The organism is Candidatus Methanoperedens sp. (assembly GCA_012026795.1).
Taxonomy (GTDB): Archaea; Halobacteriota; Methanosarcinia; order Methanosarcinales; family Methanoperedenaceae; genus Methanoperedens.
The window spans coordinates 120,373-145,903 of sequence record VEPM01000006.1; the positions used below are offsets into that span (position 1 = coordinate 120,373).

Here is a 25,531-nt window from a genome sequence, read left to right on the forward strand (position 1 = left end):
TTGGATAGGTGTGTGTGGGAGTGACATAAAAAATATGCCTGCTCATACTTATGATGAGCACAATACTATATAAATATTTTGGTTGTTGTTAATTATTAATCCATAACTTAGCCTCAGTCCTACGACATTATGGTTCATCTACGAACCTGTTCAGCTCAATTTATCGCAAAAATCTACTGGAACCCCAGTGTATCTTCTATCCTGCTTATCTCAGGGCTGGTGGTTTCTTCGCCGACCACATAGCCTTTACAATTGGCAAGAATACCTGAACCAACCAGGGGAGAACCAAAATTAACCGTTCCTATATTGACTGGTAGTTTGAACAGTTCTTCAATTACCGATATTTCGGCAGGACTTGATTTAGGATGAACAAGTACACCTTTGTTTGTGGCTATACCTGCCATTCCAACGGTCTTTAAACCGCCAAGAGTGCCTCTCCGGACTTCAACCTCGAGAGTTCTCTGGATTATTTTGATGGACTTTTCAGAAAGGTCAGGATGAACAAGGGCAGCCGTATCATTGGCTAAAATAAGGTTTCCTGCTGCGTTGTGTTCTTCGGTTAACCTTGCTGCTTTGATATGTTTCCTTATAGCCCTGATCTCTTTTTCCAGGACAAAACCTGCTACCATCATCCCGCTATTGTTTCCCCGCATCAATGAACCTATGATGGAACTTCCGCTTACAGCAGTACGGCATGCTGTAACACCAAGTGATTCTTCCAGTTCCCCTATGATTTCATCAGATGCATCATAAGGTACAAAAACAAATTCATCCGTACACGTTGCAAAAACGCCCAGTACGGGGCTGCCTGAAATATTCAATTTACGTTTCAACTAGGCCCCAAAAAAAATTTATTCCGGGGCGAGTTCAGCCTGAACGCCACCGGCTTCGAACTTGACCGCCCTTACTCTTAATTTCAATGGCGGTTTCATTGAGCCTCTCTCCCAGAGTTTCTCGTTGATGGTCTTGTCGATCTTGACCTCGTCAAGTTCTGTCTTCAGGTGTTTCCCAAGATATGCTCTTACTTTCCTGACTGCGCATTCTGCTCTTTTCCAGCGCGGAACTTTCCTTGCATCCGAAAGGGGAATAGTATAAATTCTTTCAATATCTGCCATAATAATCACTTTAAACCTTAAGTGTGCTTCTTCTCCAGTTGCGTCTCTTCGGGTGGGTCATTACATTTCTCTTGGTCTTTACAATAACCCATGCCGGGAGGCGCTGGTTCTGATTCTGGTGTTTTGCCAGTCTTTTCTTCTTTGCTTTTGTCCTTTGAGTCATAAGAATTCACCGGATAATCTGGAATTGGAATACCCTGTACGTCTTGATACATTGATAAAGCTTTTGGATACTTATTTATACCCTCCTGCCATCTAAAATCCTCTTGCGGGTAATATAAATGGCAAAAACATCAAAGATATCAGGTTTTTATAAGCAGAGCCCGGAAGAAAGGCTCAAAATAGTGTCCGAATTTTCAGGTCTCTCTGAAGAAGAAGCATCATGCATAGGCGCAACTGGCGCGCTTTCACTTGATGCCGCTGACCGGATGGTGGAAAACCTCATTGGGGTTATGGAAGTACCGATGGGTATTGCTGTGAATTTCCGGATTAATGGCAGGGATTATCTTATTCCTATGGCTATTGAAGAACCTTCAGTCATAGCCGCAGCGAGCAATGCGGCGAAGATGGCGCGGGAAGGCGGGGGATTCACAACGAGCAGCACAGGTCCTGTTATGATGGGGCAGATACAGGCTGTCGGGATAAAAGACCCGAACGGCGCAAGACTGAATATCCTTGAGAAAAAAGATGAAATAATCAGGCGCGCAAATGATGTTGACCCGATACTTGTTAAATTCGGCGGAGGCGCAAAGGATGTGGAAGTCAGGGTGATTGACACGCCTTCCGGGAAAATGCTCATAACGCACCTTGTGGTGGATTGCAGGGATGCCATGGGTGCAAATGCCGTGAATACGATGGCCGAAACTGTGGCGCCTTATATTGAGGAACTCACGGGAGGGCGCGTGTACCTGAGGATTATTTCAAATTTTGCAGATAAACGTTTGATGAGGGCAAAAGCGGTTTTCCCGAAAGAGGCAATAGGTGGAGAAGAAGTTGTAGACGGTATCCTTGCAGCATATCATTTTGCTGCAGGCGACCCGTACAGGGCAGCGACCCATAACAAAGGTATCATGAACGGGGTCTCAGCAGCGGTGCTTGCTACAGGCAATGATACAAGGGCAATAGAAGCCGGAGCGCATGTTTACGCATCGCGAAGCGGAGTTTACCGTCCTCTCTCGTGCTATGAGAAAAATGCAAATGGCGATCTTGTCGCAACAATAGAAATGCCAATGGCCGTAGGTCTTGTGGGCGGAGCAACAAAGACAAACCCGATAGCGCGCGCAGCTGTAAAGATCCTTGGAGTAAAGTCAGCTACAGAAATGGGAGAGGTATTTGCGGCTCTCGGTCTTGCCCAGAATTTCGCAGCAATGCGTGCGCTTGCTACAGAAGGTATCCAGAGGGGTCATATGGGGCTTCACTCAAGGAATGTGGCGATCCAGGCAGGTGCAACCGGTGACCTGGTGGATCAAATAGCCGATATTATGGTCAGGGAAAAGAAGGTAAGGGCTGATAGGGCAAAGGAACTGCTGGATGAGATGATGGAAAAAAGGAAATAATAGGCTTTTATCCACGCAATCTCTTCTGTACCTTCTCATTTGTTAATTCGGCAAGCGCATTAGATGCAACCCATTTAGCTGTCTTTGAATCTATTTTCAGTATCTCCTTTGCAGTTTCAATTGCACTCCAAATATCAGTTCCACCCATACTCATTGTACAGGTTCTTCGAGAACGGCAGATCGATGCTGTTTATCCCGCTGATATCCTTAAGATCATTCATCATAACCTTTCTTGCGGATATCGTGTAGAGCACATCATCCATGAATAATGACCTGCGAACTGCGCCTGGTGAATTCCAGTAATAATATTGCTCCTCGAAATCATCGAAGTGCGATATCTTGCCCTTGAGCTTGAAGCCGTTTGGGGTCAAATCGAATACATAAGCGCCCTGCCATACTTTTTCCCTGGAATAGCCATACCTGCTGTCAAATTGCCCTTTCTCCGTGACCTCCCTGATTGGAATCACAAGCAGATTCTTCTTCTTATCAAAGAGGAATGCCTTATGGTCACGAAGTGCCTCGGAATCCGTTCCGGCTTTTCCGATTTCATAAGTATCTATCTGTTTTGGATTATTGACATCAGATACATCAAAGAGCGACACTTTCACACCTTTTATCGACACGCCGCCCCACTCATTCTCGGCGGTTTCTTTACCAACCCCGATTATATGGTTTTCATCATACGGGTGCAGGTAATCTGAGAATCCTGGAATCTTGAGCTGGCCAAGCACTTGCGGTTTACCGGGGTCTTTGAGGTCTATCACGAACAACGGGTCCATTCTCTTGAATGTCACCATGTATAGCCTGTCCCCGATGAATCGTGTGGAGTATATTCTTTCATCCTGAGCTATTTTTTCAAGTTTCCCCGCAATTTTAAGATCGCTATCAAGGACATATACGTTATTGTACTGGGTGTTGCTGTTCTGTGTCCAGAACTGCGAAGTGGTGGCAACCCTGAAATAATCCCCGGATTCATCCATGGAGAACTGGTTCAGAAGGCTTCCCGGCACTTCGCCTTTAGTCTTATATTCGATAGCGCCATTTTCAATACCTATTTTCTGGATGACCGTCTTTTCCCTTTCCTGTGCGAGTTTTATTTCATATTCTTCAACTGCTTTCCGGACATCTTCCTGGTATTGTTGTTTTTCTTTTTCCGTCATCCTGTTGAAAGTATCTTCAAGAATGGATGATATTTTATCCCATTTCTCATGCTGGCCAAGGTTACTGTTCTTTATCTCATTTATCTTATTGCGGGCATCCTGTGGAAGTAGCGGCAAAACCACCTCATAGAACCGTTCCTCACGCTGCGATTCGTAATACAATACGGGCATATTTTTCCTGTAAGTGATGTATATATTATTCCGGGAAACATACAAATTGTCAGAATAACCCATCATGAATGTCTTCGCATTGATGCTGTCTGTTTTTTTAATATTGATAGAAGCGATCGTATGGAAAACGTAATTCTGTTCCGGATTATCAAAGTAATACACATCAGGGGCCATGATCCTGGCTGACCCTTTTCTTATGACAGGCATATCCACGAAATCATTGTAATAATAAACCTGATCCTTTGCGATGAAATATACATTATCCCCTATCATCCTTGACTGGAAATAACTGCCACTGACACTGTAATTCGCCACTTCACCGGGATTTTTCCTGTTTGAGATATCATATACCAGGGCTACTGTTTTCATAGTGTCTCTTGGCCTTGGCATATAATCATATTCCGGAATACCGTAGACAGTATCAGTATCTTCTATGAAAATTAAGAGCCTGTCGCCATTCACGAATATATCCTTTGGCCTTCCCTCGATCAATGTGGAGGAAAGGATTTTTGATTCAGATGCAGGAAATGCATCCAGGATAACAAGCCTGTTCTGGGCAATAACATAGATATATTTTCCATCGTTCTTCACAAAATCAGCCTCATCCACGCCCTCAACCTGGATATTTGTTTTTGAATAAGCCGTTGCTGTGTCCCCGGAAGGGGCTTGAATGCTCTTTGTTTCTCCGTTAGGAACAGCTGCCGCTGGCACGGCCGTTGCCCTTCCCATTCCTGATTCTGCAATTGCAAGATCCCTTCCCATCCAGAAACCACCGGATGCACCTGTACTTTGCGAACTTGCTTTCAGATATTCCCGCAATTCGTATGCTGATGAGAATTTCTTCAATTCCTGAGTTGACCCGGGAATCGTGGAGATTGTAATGTTCCCGGTATTATTTTCCTCATCTATTGTTTTCATGTCCTGCCAGACGCACCCGCTAAAAATCGCAATGCTTGTCATTAATAATATCAGAATTACTACTTTTTTGTTCATTTGCTATCACCTGCTTGATAATATCATACCGCCTGATGATAAATATATCTTTGACTTCGAATTGAATTGGAGTTATAGATTTACTGATATTTTCCAGTGGAAATCATGGGGTATATGATAATAATCATTATAATATGAGTTTCTTGCTATCTCTTAGGAGATGAATTGTCAGGTATATGCAGCAATTCATAGCACAGGTATTTTTTTGTATATCTTAAGAAATACAAGGAATATGCGTTTTGACCTGCATATCCATTCAAATCATTCCTCAGACAGCGGATTGACTATCGATGATATCCTGAGAAGGGCTGTGGAAAAGGATCTGGACGGGATCGCAATATGCGACCACAATACTATAACCGGGAATTTTCTTGCCCGCAAGCGTGCAAAGGATTTGAATCTTCCATTGATGGTTATTCCTGGCATAGAAGTATCAACCACGCAGGGTCATCTTATCGTACTGGGGGCAAGGGGGAGCATTCCCCCGGATCTTTCCCCTCAGGAGACGATCAGTATTGCAAGACAACTCGGAGGCGTTATAATAGCAGCGCATCCTTTTAAGACCAGGAGCCTGGGTAATGTGAAAGGGCTTGATGTTGATGCAATTGAGACATTCAATTCAAGATGCATATTCAGGGAGAACAAAAAAGCGGAAAAAATGGCATTGGAGTTAGGAAAACCGCAAGTGGGAGGAAGTGATTCACACATGCTTGCAACGATCGGGATCGGATTTACGGAAATAGATGCAGAACCTTTTATGGAATCAGTATTGAAAGCCATCAGGGAAGGCAGAACCCGTCCGGGAGGGAGGATCGTACCTTTATATGTAATTATATTCCAGATAATGCGCAGGTTTTTCAGGCGCATGAAAACAATTATTTGATAGTATGCAAAAGCTACCAAAAGCAAATCAGGATTTACCGTTGCAAGAGGTACTTAAAAAGATAAAAGAAAGTAAAAAATATAAATAGTATGAATCACTAATAATTATCTTATGAAAGTAGTTTTCAGAATAATTGGCTCCGAAGAAGACCTCAAAGATATTGAAGGGAAAGAAGAAAATGTACATTTCTGTTTCAGGCCATCTGAAAAAAACATATTCGAACTGGTAAACAAAGCGGAAAAGTTAAAAAGAATACAGTTGCCGTCATCTTACCAGAAAACAATATCTAATACTACAAAAACGCTTTTAAAAATGAAAAATATAAAATTGTTAACAGGGGATATCTGGGGTCACAGGACAGACATTGACAGGTTTGCAGAGATAGAAGTTTAAATCAGGAAATGAAGGGACTCATTTTATGATATAGTGTCAACTATGGTCAAAAAATGGTTTTTTCATCCCTTTTTGTTGCTACTATGACCAGAAGTATCTCAAAACTAATTCTCTCTGTGTTCTTTTCTTTTATATCATAACCCAGTTCTTTCATCTTTGATTTTACTTCTCCTATTCCCGTGAATGAGGAAAGAAGAATAATTATCCGCCCATTGTCTTCAAGATGATGTACAGCATCCTCAATGAACCGGTTAATTATTTGCCTGCCATCGTATCCCCCGTCCAGTGCAATATTTATCCAGTCGTTCGTCCTTTCAGATTCATTAGTAGGAAGATAAGGCGGATTGAATATTATTATGTCAAATTTCCCCCTGATACAGTTCAATAAATCACCCCTTATTGCTTCAACTCCGTTGTCTCTTGTGCATGCTGCCGCATAAGGATTTATATCGATACCTGTGATCCTTGCATTTGTATTTTTCTTAATAACAGCTGAGATTATACCGCTTCCGCAGCCCACTTCCAAAATCCGCTCCGAACCTTTTATCTCATCCAGAGCTGCCTCTGCCAGCAGAAAAGAATCTTCTGCAGGTTCATAAACGTGGTGATTTGCTTTGATAATTGTATTTTTATAGTAAATATTCATTGACCGGGTTCTGATTGTTTTTTTATATGATAATATTAATGGTTTTTACCAAATATTTAAAAAAATATAATGGATGATGATGATAAAATATAAATATAGCGATGCGAATTATGATATAATCAATTAAAAAAAAATAGAAGGATTCAAAGAGCATTGGTAAATTATAATAGCATCTGAGGTAGTGAGGATAGGAGAAAAAATCATTCAAATATTTGTAATCAGCGGAGAAAATAAATGACCCTAAAGAAAGGAAGTTTTGTAATAGAAGGATTGGAGAATGTCCAGATAAACATAGGTAAAGTGGGCGCAGAAGAAGAACAAATTGCGCAAGGGCCCACGCCCAGACCAGAAATCATTGGTCTTCGGGACTGGGATTATCGTGTTATTGACCGGTATAACCCGGTTTATACACCGACAGGCGATACATGTGATTTCTGCACATACGGTAAATGTGATCTTACAGGGAATAAGGAGGGAGCGTGCGGGATAGACCTGGAGGGACAGTCGGCGCGGCAGGCGCTGATGACAAGTATTATGGGTGCTGCATGCCACTCAGCCCATGGGAGACATCTCCTGAACTATCTCATAAAGAAGTACGGGGAAGATTTTAAAATTGATGTCGGGCCAAGTAACCTGCAGGCACCTCTTACTGAAACAATAATGGGAATACAACCAAAAACAATCGGTGATTTCCGTCCTGTCCTTGATTATGTGGAAGAGCAGCTAACACAGCTCATTGCTACTACAAATACAGGCCAGGAAGGGGCAGCGCGGGACTTTGAGTCCAAGGCCCTTCATGCAGGAATGCTTGATCTTCTTGGTATGGAAGTCGCAGATATCATCCAGATTTCATGCCTCGGATTCCCAAAATCAGATGAAAAAGCCCCGATGGCCGATATCGGAATGGGAATACTTGATCCCAAAAAACCCGTAGTTATATGTGTGGGGCATAATATTGCGGCGCCTGCGTACATTCTTGATAATATGGACAGGAACGGGCAATTCGATAAAATAGAGATCGCAGGATTGTGCTGCACAGCCCACGACATGACGCGTTATAACAAAACTGCAAAGATCATCGGTTCCATGAGCAAGGAACTTAAATATATCAGGTCAGGAATACCCGATGTCCTGGTCACTGACGAACAATGTGTCAGGGCAGATGTATTAAAGGAAGCACAAAAACTTCATATTCCTGTCATTGCCACGAATGAAAAAATCACTTACGGATTACCGGACAGGTCAAATGACAGCGTGGATGCGATCATCGATGACCTTGTGAGTGGAAAGCAGCCAGGCGCAGTGCTTCTCGATTTTGAAAAGATCGGGGAACTTGTCCCGAAACTTGCTATGAAGATGGGGCCGATAAGGAAAGCCAAAGGATTAACTGCGCTTCCGGATGATGAGGAATTCAAGAAACTTGTTGCAAAATGTACAAAATGTCTCCAGTGCACACGCGACTGCCCGGAGAGCCTCCCGATTTCGGATGCCATGGCGGCTGCGGTAAAAGGCGACCTTTCGCTTTTTGAGATACTCCATGACAGATGCGTTGGATGCGGACGATGTGATTACAGCTGCCCTTCTGACATACCTGTATTGAATGTGATCGAGAAAGCTTCACAGCGTGTGATAAGAGAAGAAAAAGGTAAAATGCGGATCGGGAGAGGACAGATCGGCGACCCTGAGATCCGTGAGGAGGGGCGCAATCTTGTCCTTGGAACAACGCCGGGAGTGCTTGCTTTTGTAGGATGCGGCAATTACCCGGACGGCACGAAGGATGTTTATGATATTGTTGAAGAGATGATACAGCGCAGTTATATTATAATTACTTCGGGCTGCTCTGCCATGGATGTGGGAATGTTCAAAGATAAAGAAGGGAAGACCCTTTATGAGCGCTATCCCGGAAGATTCGTCAAAGGCAACCTTCTTAACACGGGTTCGTGCGTTTCAAATGCCCACATAGCTGCCACAACAATAAAAGTGGCTTCGATATTTGCAGGAAGAAAAACAAAAGGCAACTGGGAAGAAATTGCGGATTACGTCCTGAACAGGGTTGGAGCCGTTGGGATAGCCTGGGGGGCTTATTCCCAGAAAGCATTCGCTATCGGAACCGGCTGCAACAGGCTTGGTATCCCCGTGGTTGTAGGGCCTCACGGAACCAAATACAGGAGAGCTTTTATCGGCAAACCTTACAGGAAAGAGACCTGGAATGTTCTTGATGGAAGAGACGGTTCAGTCATCAATGTCGAGCCTGCACCCGAACATCTCATGATAACGGCAGAGACAAAGGATGAACTCATGCCGCTTCTTGCCAAACTATGTTTCAGGCCAAGCGATAACAGTCTTGGACGTGCAATAAAACTCACCCATTATATTGAATTGAGCGAAAAATACCTGAAAAAGATGCCGGATGACTGGCATATTTATGTGCGAAATGAAGCGGACCTTCCGGTAGCTAAAAGGGAGCAACTTATGAAACTGCTGGAAGAAAAGGGATGGAAGATCGATTGGGAGAAAAAGAAAATACTTGAAGGGCCGCTCAGGAAAGTTGATGTTTCATTCCAGCCCACTAATGTTCCCCGCCTGTGCAAGGAGGTCAAAAAATGAACGCAAAGAAACAGGAAGAAAAGGTAATCGACACCACCCGCCAGGCTGTGCCTTACCAGACAGGCAATATTCCCGGACCCGAAATGGCTCGCGCAGTGATGCCGGCAGTTCCCGGAAAAATGCTTGCAAAGGCAAAACGCCCTCTGTTGATCGTGGGTTCAAAGATCGATTCTGAAGAAGTATTAGCGCGGGTCGTCACAATGGGAAAAGCCGGGATACAAATAGCTTCTGTCGGTGACTCTTATAAATATCTCGCTGATAAGGGACTTAATGCGCATTATATGAATATGCATGCGCTTGCATCATATCTTTGCGACCCCCGGTGGCCGGGATTTGATGGAAAAGGAGGGTATGACCTTGTTGTATTTTTCGGAATAACCTACTATTACGCATCCCAGGCCATATCTGCTCTTAAGAATTTCTCAAATATTAAAGTAATTTCCATAGATAAATACTATCATCCGAATGCGGATATGTCATTCGGTAATCTCAAGCAGGACGTGTTCATTGCAGCACTTGATGAAGTTATAGCCCAGTTACCAAAATAATATATTAAATAATAAAATTAACAGAAAAAGGACGATAATTATGGCAAACGAATTTCCCTTTGAAATCTCACCTATGTTTGAGGGTGAACGTGTACGGAAAGATGATATGTTTGTTGAACTCGCAGGTCCCAAATCGCGTGGGTTTGAGCTTGTAAGGGCAGCAGGAGTAGACGAGGTAGAGGACGGAAAATTTACTCTTATTGGTCCTGACCTCTCCCAGATGGAGGAAGGCTCGCGCCATCCTTATGCGATGATATACCGGGTTGCAGGAAAACTTGTGGAACCTGACCTTGAAGCGATCGTGGAGAGGCGGAACCACGATTTCCAGAATTATATACAGGGTTATATGCATCTTAACCAGCGGTATGATGTGTGGGTGAGGATAAACAAGGATGCTATTAAGAAGGGTCTTACATCTTTCGAGCAGATAGCTAAAGCCACAATGATGCTTTTTAAGAATGAATTATCTTTTATTGAGAAGATCGATGCAACATATATAACCGATCCTGGTGAAGTAGATAAACGAAGAGAAGAAGCAATAAAGATATATGAGGCAAGAGATGCAAGGACCCGCGGCCTTCATGACGAGGACGTGGATGTGTTCTATGGCTGCACATTATGCCAGAGTTTTGCCCCGACAAATGCATGCGTTGTTACACCTGACAGGATATCCCTGTGCGGGGCTATCAACTGGTTTGACGGCCGCGCCGCAGCAAAGGTTGATCCCGAAGGACCTCAGTTCGCTATTCCAAAAGGCGAAGTGATCGACGCGATAGGTGGGGAATATTCAGGCGTGAACGAGAAGGCTGTAGCGCTATCGGGCGGTGAATATTCGCGCATCAAGATACATTCTTTCTTCGAATACCCGCATACAAGCTGCGGATGCTTTGAAGTAGTAGGATTTTATATTCCTGAAGTGGATGGAATAGGATGGGTTGACAGGGATTTCACAGGCATTGCCCCTAACGGCCTTGCTTTCTCAACAATGGCTGGACAGACAGGCGGCGGTAAACAGATCATAGGTTTCCTCGGGGTTGGCGTGAATTATTTCCGCTCGCCAAAATTCATTCAGCCTGATGGCGGATGGAAGCGGGTCGTATGGATGCCAAAGAACCTGAAAGAGAAGATAAAAGCAGATATTCCTCCCGAACTTGTTGATAAATTACCAACTGAAGAAAATGCTAATGATCTTAAGACCTTAAAAGAGTTCCTTGAGAAAAGCCAGCACCCGATAATGGAGCGCTGGAAAACAGAGGCTGCTGCCCCTGAAGCAGAAGCAACATCCGAGACCCAGGCAGTGCCCGGCGGATGGTCAATGCCTATGTCTATGCCTTCCATGCCTGCCGGGATGCCCTTGATGCCGATGCAATTTGGCGGCGGGGACGGAGGAGTGAAGCTGAGTTTCAAAAATGCCAGGATATCTATTGATCGCATTGTGTTCAAGAAAACAGAGAAATGAAGCCGCGCTAACTGATCTTAGCGCCCTTTTCGTTCTTTGCGGTATCACTTACGAATCCTGAAGCTGTTCTCGATAGTAAAGGTGATGTTAAATCGTCCATAAACTTATTAAAGATAAGCTACTAAGAACTGTTTATAAATCAGAAAACGATATTTTGGTAATTGTAACTGCTTATTATACACATCCAGAAAGATACGAGGAATAAGAATGAAAATAACATATGACCCTGATGCAGATGCTATGAATATAAAATTTCAGTCTGGAAAATATAATATAAGCAAAGAAATAGCAGATGGAATTATTGTAGATTATACAAAAGATGGGAAAGTTATTTCCATAGAAATCCTAGATGCATCGAAAAGAATGCCCAAGAAAAGCATAGAAGATATTACTATTGGCATGATGGTAAAAGCAGCTTGATGATTTATTTTAAGTTTCAACATGTAATTATCAAACACATGAAAATTATAGCAATAACAGGAAAAGGCGGCACCGGCAAAACAGCCGTAGCAGGAATGCTGATCAGGCATATATCAAAAAAGAACAAGACCCTTCTTGCAATAGATGCAGACCCTGACTCAAACCTGCCCGATGTGCTGGGTGTAAAAGTTGAAAAAACCATCGGCGATATGCGCGAATTCATGCTTCAGGAGCGGGATAAGCTGCCTCCTGATACAAATAAGGAGAGCCTGCTTGAATCAAAGGTTTATGAGGTCCTCTGCGAGATGCCGCGTTACGACCTTCTTGTTATGGGGCGGCCTGAGGGTTCAGGTTGTTACTGCTTTGCAAATAATCTTCTTCGCGGTATAATGGATAAGATCCTTAAGAATTATGATGTCACGATTATCGATACTGCGGCAGGGCTTGAGCACCTCTCCCGCAGGATCATCCGCGATGTTGATGAACTTCTTGTAGTCACTGATGGCTCACGCCGCGGCCTCCAGACCGCACAGCGTATACGGGAGCTTGCAAAATCACTTGACCTGAAGGTTAAACAAATGCATGTGATCGCGAATAAGGTTACACCGCAAAACCAGGCGCAGATAGAGGAATATGCGCGTGAATTAAAGATGGATCTTATAGGAATTGTGCCTTTTGATGAGGTGCTTGCGAAATTTGATCTTGAGGGAAGGCCGCTTGCCGGATTGCCGGAGGATTCCAGGGCGATAATAGCAACAGCAGAAATTGCAAAGAAGATGGGATTCTAAGAATTCATTCTTCTATCAGGCTCTTTTAAGTCCATTCTCAATCTTTTTACGCTCAAGGATATCATAGAAAACCAAAACAACCCCTATAATATTTTCCTCATCTTTGATCGGTGAGCCAATGATATCAACAGGAATTTTACTTTCGGTCTTTGTCACCAATATTGTATTATCTGCAAGACCGTAGAATATCCCTTCCCGGATCACCTTTTTAACAGGGTCTTCTACCAGTTTATCTGTTCCTTCGGTTACAATATTAAAAACAGTAATCAGGTCTTTTCCCAGAGCATCTTCTTCCTTCCAGCCAGTCATCATTTGTGCTATCGGGTTTATTAATTTAACTATTCCTTTTTCATCTGTCGCGATGACCGCATCCCCGATACTGTCAATAGCAGCAGCGAGCCATTGTTTACTCTTTCTTAAATTTTCATAACTCTCTTTCAAAATTCTTTCCATTCTGTTTTTATAGAAAGCAATTTCAAGATTTATCTGTAATTCCCTATCTTTAAATGGTTTTATTATGTATGCATAAGGCTCGGTGATTTTTGCCCTCTCGAGAGTTTTCTCATCTGCATATGCAGTGAGATATATTACTGGAATATCGGAAAAAGAATGTATTTTCGATGCGGCTTCAATCCCATCCATTTTACCAAACAGATTTATATCCATTAAAACAAGATCGGGATTATTTTCTCTTACTTTTATTATAGCTTCTTCTCCAGAAGATACTACAACAGGGACACTATATCCTAAATTTTTCAATCTCCTTTGTATATCCATTCCAATAATTATTTCATCTTCAACAACCAGTATCTGTTTATCTATTGTCATTTATACACCTTTAAAATTAATTTGGAATTCTGTTCCCCTGTCCCTATTTAGAATGAGCTCACCTTGAAGCTGGTTTTCAGCAAGAGCTGTCACCAGGTGCAAACCCAATGATTTTGTTTTTCGAATATCCAGGTCTTTTGGAATACCTATTCCATCATCTTTTATTGAAAGCTGGAATCTATTGGAACCTATACTTTTAAATACAATTTTTATTATTCCTTTTCTTCCGTCCGGAAATGCATATTTTAAGGAATTTGTGATAAGCTCATTGATTATCAATCCGCATGTTACTCCGGAATCAATATTTATTGGACAATTTTCAACGTCCTGTTCTAATTTAACATTACCTTTACCATAAGAGTTGAGGAGGTTTGAAGCCATATCGTTAATATATTCATTGAAATTAATTTGCCCAAGGTTTTCCGATTGGTAGAGTTTTTCATGTATAAGCGCCATCGAATTTATTCTGCTTTGACTATCAGCCAATATCTCAATGAATTTTTTATCCTCGATATTTTGAGATGAAAGCAGGAGAAGACTGGAAATTATTTGCATATTATTTTTTACACGATGATGGATTTCCCGAAGAAGGACCTCTTTTTCCTGGAGGGATTTCTGAATTTGTTCATTAGCAATTTTTTGTTCATGAAGGGACATTTTCAAATCGTGTGTCATTTTATTAAACGCATGACCTAACTCTTCAATTTCATCTTTAGTATTGATATCTATTATAGTCTCCAGATTTCCCTTGCCGATTTCGTTACTGGCATTTTTCAATTTTACAATTGGAAAAGATAAACGATTTGATATAAATAAACCAATTGATATTGCCAGAACAAATGAAATAAAACCAAACACTATTATTTGAAATACGATTTTTTGAATTAAATTATTAGTATTATTAGTTCTTTCATTAAGCTCATTCTGTTCGTGTTTTAATCCATAATCTATATTTTTCAGAAACTCTATTTCGACCTGGTTTAGTTCCCTTTGTTTTTCACTGATTTTTAGTTCATTATTGCCTTGATCTTTTAAAAAAATCAATTCAGAACTTAATCTCTTGATATCCTCACCATTGGTTTTTATTTTTTTGACAATTTCTTCTTCTTCTGGAGAATACTTATTTGTCAGAAATTCGTAATGTTCAAATGTTCTGTTATATGCTTCTATTGCATGTGCAATCTCTCTAGTTTCTTTACCCGGTTTATCCGGGTCGTTTAATGAGGTAAAGAGTATCTCATTTGTATGATCAACTATACTTAGAATGGATAATTTTATATTATAAAGGTCATCAATGATAGGTAAGGTTTCGTACGTAATTTGATCATATTGCATTTTTGCAGAAATTGCTCCTATATATCCGATATACGCTATAAATCCCACTAATAGTGAAATCAACACAAATCCCAGAGTAAGCTTATAAACTATTTTCATATTTCCTTTTTATGCATATTTAATAAATAATAAATGAACACATTAGAATTATAATAATAATACTCATGAGGTAATATATAAAACTAATCATTACTAAAATTTTTAAAATATTTATAGCACCTTTTTTGCAATGCTTTTTTTATTAATCCTTTTTTTGATATTACGAGGCGGACATTTTGAGTTTCGGAGGAGCCGCATATATGAAAAAATCACAATAACCCGATATTGCTTTTCCTCACGACTTCATCATAATTCTTAACTCCGAGTATCTTCTCGATCATATCCGAATGTTTGCCTTTGATCATGAGAAGCTCAGACGATGTATAATCCGTGATCCCTTTGGCAAACACTTTACCCTCGCTTTCAATCTCGATAATATCCCCGCGGTCAAACATCCCCTCGACCCCGACAATACCCGAAGGCAAAAGCCCCATACCATTTTTAACCGCATCCTTTGCGCCTTTATCAACGATGAGTTTACCCGATGTTTTTGAAAGGATTATCCAGCGTGTCCTGTTCCTGGATTTCCCGTTCCTTGCAAGGAACAGGGTACCGATATTATTCCCGCTTATGACTTTTATCACCACATCATCGATGGCGCTGTTGGCGATCACCATGTGGCAGCCGGCCATAGAGGTTATTTTGGCAGCCTCGATTTTCGTCCTCATCCCGCCCACACCTTTTGTGCTTGTGGGGCTTCCACCGTAACTTTCGATTTCGGGCGTGATCTTCTCCACAAAGTTTATGAGCTTGGCATTTCCGTTCTTCTTTGGGTTCTTATCATACAATCCATCGATGTCAGATAAAAGGACAAGGAGTTCAGCCTCGACCTTGCTTGCAACCATTGCCGAAAGCTTGTCATTATCACCAAAGGTCGCCTCTATCTCATGCACACAGATCGGGTCGTTTTCATTGATGATCGGAACCACGCCAGCATCAAGGAGCGCCGAGATGCTGTTCCTGAGATTCAGGTATGTCATCCTGTTTGAGAAGGCTTCGTATGTAAGCAATATCTGTGCAACTTTAAGGTCATGTTTGTTGAATGCAGTCATCCATTCCTGCATAAGTATATTCTGCCCAACGGCTGCTGCGGCCTGGCGAAGCGGAATTTCACGGGGACGCGTTTGCATTTTTAACTGGATTACACCGATGCCGATAGCGCCTGAACTTACGATTATGACGGTCTTTCCGAGTTTTCGAAGATGTGCCACCTGGTTTGCGATATCTTCGGTCAGCCTGCGGTTAAAGCTCCCGTCCTCGTTTGATAAAGAGGTTGTACCGATTTTCAGGACTATTTTTTTCAGGTCTTTAAAAAGGTCTTTGCGGTCAATGTTTTTAATTGAGTCCATATTCCTTATCCTATTTTCCCGGAAAGTTGCGCCTTTAGTTTCTTATGTGTATATTTCCTGGCGTTCTTTCCAACATAATCCGCAACCTTATGCCCATTGCCAAGAAGCGCATACTTATAAATAAGCAGCCCCTCCATGCCGACAGGCCCGCGCGCGTGTATCTTGTTGGTGCTAATGCCAACTTCTGCTCCTTTCCCATAACGGAACCCATCTGCAAACCGGGTTGAGGCATTCCACATCACGCTCGACGAGTCCACAAGGTCTATGAACCTGCTGGCTGTGGCATTGTTTTCAGTAATGACAGCATCAGTATGATGTGATCCGTATTTGTTGATGTGATCGATGGCTTCTTCTGTCGAATCCACTATTTTTATTGACAGTATCAGGTCATTGTATTCAGTTTTCCAATCCTCCTCCGTTGCATGAATTATGGCTTTCAGGAACCCCATATTTTGAAGAATGTTGAATGATCGCTCATCGCATCTGAGTTCTACCCCTGCTGCATCGTATTTCTTTCCCATATTCGGAAGAAATGTTCCTGTAATATCCCTGTGAATAAGTAATGTCTCCATCGCATTGCAGACAGCAGGATACTGGACCTTGGAATCATAACAAACATCAAGAGCCTTTTTCATGTCAGCCTCTTTGTCCACATATACATGGCAGATGCCTGAAGAGTGTCCAAGCACAGGGATTCGCGTGTTATCCTGTATGTACTTTACGAACTCGTTTGACCCGCGTGGAATGATGAGATTTATATAATCATCAAGTTTTAGCATTTCGTTTACTTCTTCCCTTGTTTCCATAAGAGCAAAAGCCCCATGCGGCATGCATTCCGTGCTCTCGATGGCCCTGACAAGCACGTCAAATATCGCCCTGTTGGAATTACCTGCTTCGCTGCCGCCCTTGAATATTGTGGCATTCCCGCTCTTTAAGCACAGGGACATTATCTGGGGAACGACATCAGGACGGGATTCAAATATGACCCCGATCAATCCGATGGGGCAGCTTACCTGATACAGTTCAAGGCCGCTGTCAAGCTCAAGCGCAGAGAGAGTTTTCCCTACAGGGTCGTCAAATTTCATGACGTCCCTTACGCCTGCTATCATTTCATCTATTTTTGTATCATCGACTTTCAGCCGTTTGACAAGTGATCTTGAGAGCTTGCCTGCGTCGGCGAGTTTTTCTGCCGCCGAGATGTCTTTTGTGTTGGCTGAGATTATTTTTTCCCTGTTTGAATCAAGCGCCTGTGCCATTGCAGCAAGTGCACTGTTCTTTACGGCGCCGGAAACGCTGGCTAAGGGGATCGAGGCGCTTTTTGCGAGGGTTACTCTGGTTATAATATCGTTGGACATGATCGATAAAGACCTGCATTTTTTATTTGGGATTCTTTTACATCATTTTAGTTTTTATAGATATGGTCTTTTGTTTTTTGAAGTAACAATGCATCACATTTACATATCGATGATTTAATTAATATTGTAAGTGTAGTATAATTATAAACAATTAAAAGCCAAAATCCCGAAGCAGAAAAAGAACTCATCGATAAATGATAACATAAGGTGCATCAATGGGCAAACAATACATAGACTTACCAAAAACCAATATAATTGAATTCTGCAAAAAGTGGAAGATACGTGAGTTCTCCCTTTTTGGTTCAGTGCTCTGAGGATTTTCGCCCGGACAGCGATATTGATGTTCTTGTAACCTTCAATGAAGATGCTCGGCATACCTTATTCGATCTTGTCCACATGGAAAACGAACTCAAAATGATTTGACGTCAATAATGGAATATATAGAGTTACACAAAAAAGATTACAATATTTTGAAAAAACCACAGATGAAATCTGTATGATAAGAGATTTTTCAGAACGTTTGAAATCAATCCGCATTTGCGATCAATCAGAATAATACAAGTTAGTTTTCTTTCGAGCGCGCTGATTTTTGATGCTTTTGTTTCATCTGGCATATTAACCACAGATGAACACAGATGAACACAGATAAGCGTCATGATTTTGGGCGCGCAACAATTTATATATTTCATATAATAATTTAAGTTGTAACCGAGATATCAATATGATTTTCAGAGAGCGTAGTAATAAATCTGTGTTTATCTGCGTTTATCTGTGGTTCCATTTACTCATTATCCATAACAAATGTTATTCTTCAGTGACCACTATGGAAAATTAATAAAAAAACTTTCAGCCAGATAACTCCTTCAGTGCCTGTGCCGCTGTGTAAACGCAGCCTACACCGCTCAGGTATTGCGCAACTCTTAATGCTTCTGTGATCTCTTCTTTTGTGGCCCCGGCTTCCATTGCCTGCTGGGCAAGCGATTTTACGCCCTGGACAGTTCCGTAGGATGCATCAAAGGCCATACCTATCAGTAACTTGAATTTCCTGGGTAATGCGCCATCGGCAAAAACGAATTCACTGGAATTTGTAACTGCTTTTAGAAGTTCCGGGTCTAATTTTTCATAAATTTTTAAGGGGTGTTCGGTCATAGTATCACTCCAATTTAAATGGAATCAGGTTATAATTAAATATACCATATCTGCATTCATCGTATTTTATATGTTTTTACATTATTTTGAATAAACCATAAAAAAAATCTCCAGGATAATCCCGCAATATTTAAATAGAGGAAACACCCTTCCGCTTCCGGGCGTTTTTTGAGAGAACGCTTACCCAATGTTTACAATGTGTGGAAGAACTCTTTTTGATAGAGTTTTATGAAAACCAACTTGGAGAAAAAAACATGAATCTTAGACAACCAAATGCGAATGAAGCGACGCAGACCTATAATCGCTCAAAGAGCGTATCCCCTATGTCAGGGATATGCACACGGTGTCTTGACGGATGCCGCGGGAATTGCGAAATCTTCAAATCCTCATTCAGAGGCAGAGAAGTCATATATCCCGGTCCTTTCGGGACAATAACAGCAGGCGCAGACAAAAACTACCCGGTAGATTACTCACATCTTAATATACAGGGCTATGCAGTGGGCGCATGGGGACTTCCGGAAGGCGAAGATGCAAACCCGGATACCGCCAGATTCCCGATTGTTAATACCGAGACCGAATATGGCTGGGATAAAAAAGTAAGGATGAAACTCCCGATCTTCACAGGAGCGCTTGGCTCAACAGAGATCGCACGCAAGAACTGGGAACACTTTGCAGCTGGCGCAGCAATCTCAGGAATCACTCTTGTATGCGGTGAGAACGTATGCGGTATCGATCCCGGACTTATTCTTGACAGCCACAATAAGATCAAGAATTCACCTGAGATGGACAGAAGAATTACAACTTATAATAAATATAATGAAGGCTTTGGCGAGATCCTTGTCCAGATGAATGTTGAAGATACAAGACTTGGTGTTGCCGAATATGTATCATCAAAACATGACCTTGATACCATTGAGTTAAAATGGGGACAGGGCGCAAAATGCATTGGCGGAGAGATAAAAGTCAATAGTATCGAGCGCGCACTTGAACTTAAGAAGCGCGGATATATCGTCACTCCCGACCCGGAAGACCATGCAATAAAGGCTGCATATAAGGACGGGGCAATAAAAGAATTCGAGAGACATTCAAGGCTTGGATTTGTCACAAAAGAAGGATTCTTTGATGAAGTAGACCGCCTGCATGACCTTGGTTTCAAGAGAGTCACACTCAAGACCGGCGCTTATTCCATGGTCGAGGCTGCAATGGCAATTAAATACTGCTCAGAAGCAAAGATCGACCTGCTCACAATTGACGGCGCACCTGGCGGAACAGGCATGAGCCCGTGGCCCATGATGGAAGAATGGGGTATCCCGACATTCTATCTCCAGTCCCTTATCTATGAGTTCGCAGAAAAGATGAGCAAGAAAGGCTTAAGAGTACCCGACCTTGCAATGGCAGGCGGCTTCTCAAGCGAAGACGGCGTTTACAAGGCACTGGCAATGGGCGCACCACACTTCAAGGCAGTATGTATGGGAAGAGCACTCATGATCCCCGGATTCGTAGGCAAGAATATCGGACAGTGGATTAAAAATGGCGATCTCCCCAAGACCGTTTCCGAATTCGGAAGCAGGCCTGAAGAAATCTTCGTTTGCTATGAGGAACTCGCAGACCGCTTCGGTGACGACATAAAGAACCTTCCACTCGGCGCAATTGGTATCTACACTTATGCCCAGAAATTCAGGACAGGCTTGCAGCAACTGATGGCAGGCTCACGCAGGTTCAATATTTCAACCATCGGGCGCCAGGATATAATGGCACTGACAGAAGATGCATCAAAAGTTTCCGGCATTCCATATGTGATGAATGCATACCGGGAAACGGCAGAAGCAATTCTGGACGAATAAAGAGAAAGTAATGGCAGATGGATTTAATCTATCTGCTGTCAATATTTTGTATAAACCATCTGATAAAACGACTATCGCTCGCAGCAGTTAATCATTTCTTTCATATCATAAAATGCCCTGCAGAAGAAATTACAGGCAGAACTCAATTCTTTTTTTCCTGTATCAGTTAAAGAATAGTATTTACTCTCATCAGATTCTATCAGGCCCCTGTCCTTAAGCTCTTTTAACGCCGGATATAGTGTGCCAGGGCTCGGTTTTGTGCCTCTTCTTATTTCCAGTTCCCTTGATATCTCGGCCCCATTCATTTTCTTCTTGCTTAATATCCACAATATCAGGTAGGACAAAAAGCCTTTCATATCACAGCAATCCATGAATATTATATTGGGTACAATGTATAAGAATGTTGGTTTATATCGGATAACCGATACAATTAAATACTTTAATGTCTTATTATCGTATATCCGATAATTACGGAGGAGGTGAAAAGAAATGAAAACAAGGGAATTCAAAATAACAAGCGACGGAAAAGAGGTTGCAACCATTGAATGTACAGACGACGGATTCAATGTAAAATGTACAGAAGAATGCGCCAAACTGTGCAAAGATTTCAAAGGGTGCTGCTGATGCAGCATCTTTTGTTCATCATTTGCCCAGCTTTTTTATCGTCTCTTGAAGTGCTACCATCAATTCTTTGACTTCCTCTTTCTTTGGAACCCGGGCAACAACAACCCCTCCCTTCATCTTCGTTTCTATGAGTTGTTCTATTCTTTCCCTGTAACTATCCCTGTATTCGGTTATATTAAATTCCCCGGATAACCCTTGAATGATCTTTGTTGCCAGTTCTATCTCTTTTTGTGAGGGTTTTTTGAGTTTTGAAAAGTCTTCTATATCGCCCGGATTAACAACCTCATCAGCATAACGCAGGGTTGTCAGGATTAAAACCCCCTTGTATTCATACACAACAACCGGATATTCTTTTGTTCTCATAGTGATCGTTCCCATCCCTGCCTTACCCTCCTGCCGGATCGCTGTCATCAGCAGGCTGTAGGCATCAAGGTCATTATCAGGTGCAAGGATGTACGACTTTTCAAAATATACAGGATCAATTGAGAGTAAACTGATAAATTTATCAAGCTTGATCTTCTGGTCCGATTCGGGTTTTATGGCTTCCAGTTCCTCTTTTTTGAGAACTATAAACTCATTCTTTCGTATTTCATATCCTTTTGCCGTATTTTTCCAATCAACCGCTTTATTATCCCTTGTGCAGACCCGCTCATATTTTAAGGGCTGTCCGTCTTCTTTATGCAAAAGCCTGAATGAAAATGCTTTATCAAGGATCATTGTATGGACCTTGACCGGTATATTGACAAGCCCTATTGTGATACTGCCGCTCCAGACGGGCCTGCCAGGAGGTTTAGTTGTTTCTTCATCATTCCCCACTTTAATTGAGTCTTCATCATTTTCCATATTATCCCACTTCCAGTGCCTGTTTATTTTCCAGTAACCCCTCCCAGGGATCGTTCTTTCTTTTTAATATAGTAAATATGTTGAACTCCTCAGGTCTTAATCCTTTCTTAATTTGTGAATGATACTTTCGTTAGTTCTTCCGCCATAGTTTTATCAGTATTGCTGCATAGCCAGCGACCAATATAATAACATGTTTAGATAAGTAATAATAGTTATTTTATCTGCATGGCAGGATTCTTATATTATTCTCACTATAAACATCCTTTATGGAAATCCGGCTTTCACGCCCCTGTGTTGAAGATCCCACCCGATATATTGCGGAATGTAATTTCGGAAAACAATTCGTCATGGAAAAATTATGCGATATCTTGCGTGAAATCGGGGCTAATGAGTTAAAATGCTCGTTAAACCTTGGCGTTGCCCGTTTTGAACTAGAAGGAAAAAGCGTGATGTTATATAAAAGCGGGCGGGTAGATATCAGGAGAATCCGGAACACAGATGAGGCCCGGATCTTCCTTGAAAAAATATTTTTAATGGTCAGGGATGCTTTTTAGCGATATATCCTCTTTGAGAATTCACCGATCTTATCCTCTGTTTTCTGGACAAAAGCATCCATCTTCTTATCAAGATGATCTTCAACACCCTGGATATTTATCCTTAATGAGCGTTCCTTTGCATCAATACCTTCTTCAATATTTCTTAATCTTCCATCAAGCAGCAATATCATTGCTGCAAGAGAACCAATTAAAAGAACTGCTGCCAGTATTATCACAGGGTCGGCAGGATTGCCAAGACGTGTCAACCATTTAATAGTCAATACAACTGAAGACAGTGTCATTATCACTGCAAGTGAGATATCCTTAGTGTCCATTCATCCACCTCTGTTTTTATATACTGGATATTCTTTTGCAGATATATATATTTGTTTATAGGTTTCTCGATAATTTCAAGCTCAATCACTTTTTAAACTTTGCACATTATATTACCACATTATATGCACAAACCTGAATTACTGGCTCCGGTCGGCAGCAAAGAAGCGCTAATCGCAGCTATCGGGAACGGAGCTGATGCTGTGTATTTTGGCGGAACGCTTTTTAGCGCGCGGCAGTTTGCATACAATTTCACGAATGAGGAACTCGAATGGGCTATTGATTATGCACATATCCGTGGAGTCAGGGCATATGTGACCGTTAATACGCTGGTAAAGGATACGGAACTTGAAAAAGCAGGTGAATATCTGCATTTTCTTTGTAACGCGGGCGCTGATGCGGTCATAGTCCAGGATATTGGAATCCTGCGCCTGCTTCGGGAGCAGCTTCCTGCTCTTCCGGTTCATGCCAGCACCCAGATGACGATCCACAATATTGAAGGAGCGAAGTTCCTCCAGGAAATGGGCGTCAAGCGCATTGTTCTTGCGCGCGAAATGTCACTTGATGAGATTTCCCGTATCAAATCGCAATCATCGATCGAAATTGAAACCTTTATCCATGGCGCCTTGTGTTTTTCTTATTCAGGCCAGTGCTTATTGAGCAGCATGATAGGGGGGCGAAGCGGGAACCGCGGATATTGCGCCCAGCCATGCAGGAAAAAATACAGGATCGGTGAAGTCGAAGGTTATCTCCTAAGTCCCAGAGACCTTAACATGAGCGAGCATATCGGCGCATTGATGGATGCCGGTATCGATTCATTCAAGATAGAAGGACGGATGAAGCGCCCGGAATATGTTGCAGGAGTAGTTCGGGTTTATCGAAAACTTATCGACAGGTACCCTGCCGCACCCGCGGATTTCCGGGTAACAAAAGATGAAAAACACACCCTTCTTCAATTGTTCAACAGGGAATTTACAACGGGTTACTTTTTCGGGAATCCCGCAGGTAAGTTAATGAGCAGGAAATACCCGCATAATCGCGGAACGATGCTTGGAAAAACCGTTGATTATGATGCACGTACAAAATTGGTCTCAATAGACATCAGGGCACCGTTAAGGATCGGGGATGGTATAGGCATAGGGAACTGGGAAACAGGAATTACGGTCAGGAATATCTATATTGGCAACAAAATTGCCACAGAAGCCGCCACGGGTTCTACTGTAAAGATACCTCTTGATATTGAAGTTACAGAGAATGAAGTTGTCTACAAGACTTTTGATAGCAAGCTTATGGCATCACTGGAAAGGAATGCCAGGAAAATCCCGATAAAAATGTCTTTTAAAGCAAAAATCGGTGAGCTGCCCGGACTCCTGATCGATGATGGCGAAAATAAAGTTTCCATGAATGGAAATATAGTAAATCCTGCAAAAACAACACCAGTTTCCAAAAGTTCGATCGCTGAACAGCTAATAAAGCTTGGCAATACTATTTTTGAAGCAAAAGAAGTGGATTTTGAGCTTGATAAGAATATTTTCATACCCATCTCTGAATTGAACTCCATCCGAAGATCTGCGATTGAGGAGCTTACGAAAATCCGCGCCCGGAAATGGAAAAAGGAATGCGGTGAACTGAAAATATCTTTTGAACAACGAAAGTTTGAGATTAAACCTAGATTAGCAGTCAATATGAGTTCTGTTGATTGTCTTGAAGCTGCTGTTGATGGCGGCGCTGATGTTATTTACATAGGTAACGAATCTTTTGCTAAAGAGAAATACTATGAGGCAATTCAATATGCGCATACAAAAGGTGTTAAATATATCATCAGCACCCCACGAATTGTAAAAGATTTAAAAGAACTTGATATTCTTGATACCCAATCAAATCCGGATATCAAAGACCCGGTTGAAATAGCAGATGGTTTTCTTGTTGCGAATCTGGGTGTCCTGCAGCATCTTCGAACAAATTTTGCCAATAAGCCAATTGTTATCGATTATCCACTTAACATTTTTAACAGGCAGGCTTTAGATTATTTCTTGAATTTCAGCCAGAGAGTGACACTATCGCCGGAACTTACATTGAATGAAATAAGAGAGCTTGCGCAATCAGGGCCAGCGGAATGCATCGTGCATGGTTTTTTTCCGCTAATGGTATCAGAGCATGACCTCACAGGAAGTCTTTTTCCAGGAGGAAAGACAGGAGATATTTTCCTGAAAGATGAAAAAGGCTTTAAATTCCCGGTCATAACGGACACGCACAAGCGCACTAATATTATGAATTCCCGCGAGTTGTGTTTGCTTGGATATGTTCCCGATATAATAAAAGCAGGTGTTAGCTGCCTCAGGATAGAAGCAGGAACTTATGATGCAGAGACGACAGGAAAAATCACGAAAGAATACAGGGAAGCGATCGATGATGCTGTTTGCGGACGACAGAATGAAAAACGCTGTCAGGGTGAGCATACCACGGGTCATTACTTCAGGGGGGTTTTATAATTTAT

The 25,531-nt window shown here is 42.0% G+C and carries 24 protein-coding genes and 1 pseudogene; 12 read left to right on the top strand and 13 right to left on the bottom strand.

The window, feature by feature from the left end; translation table 11 throughout:
• Positions 1–173: 173 nt before the first annotated feature.
• The 3 genes from FIB07_02450 to FIB07_02460 are packed head-to-tail and all read right to left on the bottom strand — an operon-like array spanning position 174 to position 1,278.
• Positions 174–833, bottom strand: a complete 660-nt coding sequence (locus tag FIB07_02450; GenBank protein NJD51707.1) for a translation initiation factor IF-6 — start codon at positions 831–833, stop codon at positions 174–176.
• Positions 834–851: 18 nt separating this feature from the next.
• Positions 852–1,115, bottom strand: coding sequence for a 50S ribosomal protein L31e (locus FIB07_02455; GenBank protein NJD51708.1), 264 nt, complete (start codon positions 1,113–1,115; stop codon positions 852–854).
• 10 nt (positions 1,116–1,125) lie between these two features.
• Entirely contained in the window at positions 1,126–1,278 is a 153-nt protein-coding gene (locus FIB07_02460) for a 50S ribosomal protein L39e (protein ID NJD51709.1), read from the bottom strand.
• 118 nt (positions 1,279–1,396) lie between these two features.
• Here FIB07_02460 and FIB07_02465 point away from each other — a divergent pair, with 118 nt between their 5' ends.
• A complete protein-coding gene (locus FIB07_02465; GenBank protein ID NJD51710.1) occupies positions 1,397–2,671 on the top strand; it encodes a hydroxymethylglutaryl-CoA reductase, degradative in 1,275 nt (424 codons plus the stop codon).
• Positions 2,672–2,805: 134 nt separating this feature from the next.
• Here FIB07_02465 and FIB07_02470 read toward each other — a convergent pair whose 3' ends face one another.
• Positions 2,806–4,995: a copper amine oxidase gene (locus tag FIB07_02470; GenBank protein ID NJD51711.1), complete on the bottom strand. Its 2,190-nt coding sequence runs from the start codon at positions 4,993–4,995 to the stop codon at positions 2,806–2,808.
• Between the two features lie 232 nt (positions 4,996–5,227).
• Between FIB07_02470 and FIB07_02475 the strand changes: the two genes are divergently transcribed.
• Entirely contained in the window at positions 5,228–5,878 is a 651-nt protein-coding gene (locus FIB07_02475) for a PHP domain-containing protein (GenBank protein NJD51712.1), read from the top strand.
• Positions 5,879–5,989: 111 nt separating this feature from the next.
• Positions 5,990–6,271 (top strand): DUF1699 family protein, encoded by a 282-nt coding sequence (locus tag FIB07_02480; protein ID NJD51713.1) that lies wholly within the window; start codon positions 5,990–5,992, stop codon positions 6,269–6,271.
• 46 nt (positions 6,272–6,317) lie between these two features.
• On the opposite strand, the gene FIB07_02485 is transcribed toward FIB07_02480, so the two are convergent.
• Positions 6,318–6,917 (bottom strand): methyltransferase, encoded by a 600-nt coding sequence (locus tag FIB07_02485; protein NJD51714.1) that lies wholly within the window; start codon positions 6,915–6,917, stop codon positions 6,318–6,320.
• A 234-nt stretch (positions 6,918–7,151) separates the two neighbouring features.
• On the opposite strand from FIB07_02485, the gene cdhA reads away from it, so the two are divergent.
• The 5 genes from cdhA (at position 7,152) to FIB07_02510 (ending at position 12,739) form a co-directional block, all read left to right on the top strand.
• Positions 7,152–9,524 (top strand): CO dehydrogenase/acetyl-CoA synthase complex subunit epsilon, encoded by a 2,373-nt coding sequence (cdhA, locus tag FIB07_02490; GenBank protein NJD51715.1) that lies wholly within the window; start codon positions 7,152–7,154, stop codon positions 9,522–9,524.
• Positions 9,521–10,072, top strand: a complete 552-nt coding sequence (gene cdhB, locus FIB07_02495; GenBank protein ID NJD51716.1) for a CO dehydrogenase/acetyl-CoA synthase complex subunit epsilon — start codon at positions 9,521–9,523, stop codon at positions 10,070–10,072. The genes cdhA and cdhB overlap by 4 nt, the downstream gene beginning before the upstream one ends.
• A 40-nt stretch (positions 10,073–10,112) precedes the next feature.
• The gene (gene cdhC / locus FIB07_02500) at positions 10,113–11,531 is read left to right on the top strand and encodes a CO dehydrogenase/CO-methylating acetyl-CoA synthase complex subunit beta (protein ID NJD51717.1); all 1,419 of its coding nucleotides are present in this window, start codon (positions 10,113–10,115) and stop codon (positions 11,529–11,531) included.
• A 207-nt stretch (positions 11,532–11,738) separates the two neighbouring features.
• Complete coding sequence (locus FIB07_02505; protein ID NJD51718.1) at positions 11,739–11,951, top strand: DUF2283 domain-containing protein; 213 nt, start codon at positions 11,739–11,741, stop codon at positions 11,949–11,951.
• Positions 11,952–11,989: 38 nt separating this feature from the next.
• Positions 11,990–12,739 (top strand): ATP-binding protein, encoded by a 750-nt coding sequence (locus FIB07_02510; GenBank protein NJD51719.1) that lies wholly within the window; start codon positions 11,990–11,992, stop codon positions 12,737–12,739.
• Positions 12,740–12,754: 15 nt separating this feature from the next.
• Here FIB07_02510 and FIB07_02515 read toward each other — a convergent pair whose 3' ends face one another.
• From FIB07_02515 to FIB07_02530, 4 genes are all read right to left on the bottom strand, one after another.
• Entirely contained in the window at positions 12,755–13,561 is an 807-nt protein-coding gene (locus tag FIB07_02515; protein NJD51720.1) for a response regulator, read from the bottom strand.
• 6 nt (positions 13,562–13,567) lie between these two features.
• Positions 13,568–15,001, bottom strand: a complete 1,434-nt coding sequence (locus tag FIB07_02520; GenBank protein NJD51721.1) for a HAMP domain-containing protein — start codon at positions 14,999–15,001, stop codon at positions 13,568–13,570.
• Between the two features lie 209 nt (positions 15,002–15,210).
• A complete protein-coding gene (gene proB, locus FIB07_02525) occupies positions 15,211–16,350 on the bottom strand; it encodes a glutamate 5-kinase (GenBank protein NJD51722.1) in 1,140 nt (379 codons plus the stop codon).
• A 5-nt stretch (positions 16,351–16,355) separates the two neighbouring features.
• A complete protein-coding gene (locus FIB07_02530; protein NJD51723.1) occupies positions 16,356–17,705 on the bottom strand; it encodes a glutamate-5-semialdehyde dehydrogenase in 1,350 nt (449 codons plus the stop codon).
• Between the two features lie 215 nt (positions 17,706–17,920).
• On the opposite strand from FIB07_02530, the pseudogene FIB07_02535 reads away from it, so the two are divergent.
• Positions 17,921–18,125, top strand: a pseudogene (locus FIB07_02535) (nucleotidyltransferase).
• Positions 18,126–18,551: 426 nt separating this feature from the next.
• Here FIB07_02535 and FIB07_02540 read toward each other — a convergent pair.
• Positions 18,552–18,854 carry a carboxymuconolactone decarboxylase family protein gene (locus tag FIB07_02540; protein NJD51724.1) on the bottom strand — a complete coding sequence of 101 codons (303 nt, stop codon included), beginning with the start codon at positions 18,852–18,854 and terminating at the stop codon, positions 18,552–18,554.
• 254 nt (positions 18,855–19,108) lie between these two features.
• Here FIB07_02540 and FIB07_02545 point away from each other — a divergent pair, with 254 nt between their 5' ends.
• A complete protein-coding gene (locus FIB07_02545) occupies positions 19,109–20,698 on the top strand; it encodes an FMN-binding glutamate synthase family protein (GenBank protein NJD51725.1) in 1,590 nt (529 codons plus the stop codon).
• 71 nt (positions 20,699–20,769) lie between these two features.
• Here the strand turns inward: FIB07_02545 and FIB07_02550 are convergent, their stop codons facing one another.
• Both FIB07_02550 and FIB07_02555 read right to left on the bottom strand, forming a co-directional pair.
• Positions 20,770–21,054 carry a PadR family transcriptional regulator gene (locus FIB07_02550; protein ID NJD51726.1) on the bottom strand — a complete coding sequence of 95 codons (285 nt, stop codon included), beginning with the start codon at positions 21,052–21,054 and terminating at the stop codon, positions 20,770–20,772.
• 286 nt (positions 21,055–21,340) lie between these two features.
• Positions 21,341–22,165, bottom strand: a complete 825-nt coding sequence (locus FIB07_02555) for a Ku protein (protein NJD51727.1) — start codon at positions 22,163–22,165, stop codon at positions 21,341–21,343.
• A 266-nt stretch (positions 22,166–22,431) separates the two neighbouring features.
• Here FIB07_02555 and FIB07_02560 point away from each other — a divergent pair, with 266 nt between their 5' ends.
• Positions 22,432–22,719 (top strand): hypothetical protein, encoded by a 288-nt coding sequence (locus FIB07_02560; GenBank protein NJD51728.1) that lies wholly within the window; start codon positions 22,432–22,434, stop codon positions 22,717–22,719.
• On the opposite strand, the gene FIB07_02565 is transcribed toward FIB07_02560, so the two are convergent.
• Positions 22,716–23,036, bottom strand: a complete 321-nt coding sequence (locus tag FIB07_02565; protein NJD51729.1) for a hypothetical protein — start codon at positions 23,034–23,036, stop codon at positions 22,716–22,718. The two genes, FIB07_02560 and FIB07_02565, sit on opposite strands and share 4 nt — an antisense overlap.
• Before the next feature lie 123 nt (positions 23,037–23,159).
• On the opposite strand from FIB07_02565, the gene FIB07_02570 reads away from it, so the two are divergent.
• Entirely contained in the window at positions 23,160–25,526 is a 2,367-nt protein-coding gene (locus FIB07_02570) for a U32 family peptidase (protein NJD51730.1), read from the top strand.
• Positions 25,527–25,531 lie beyond the last annotated feature (5 nt).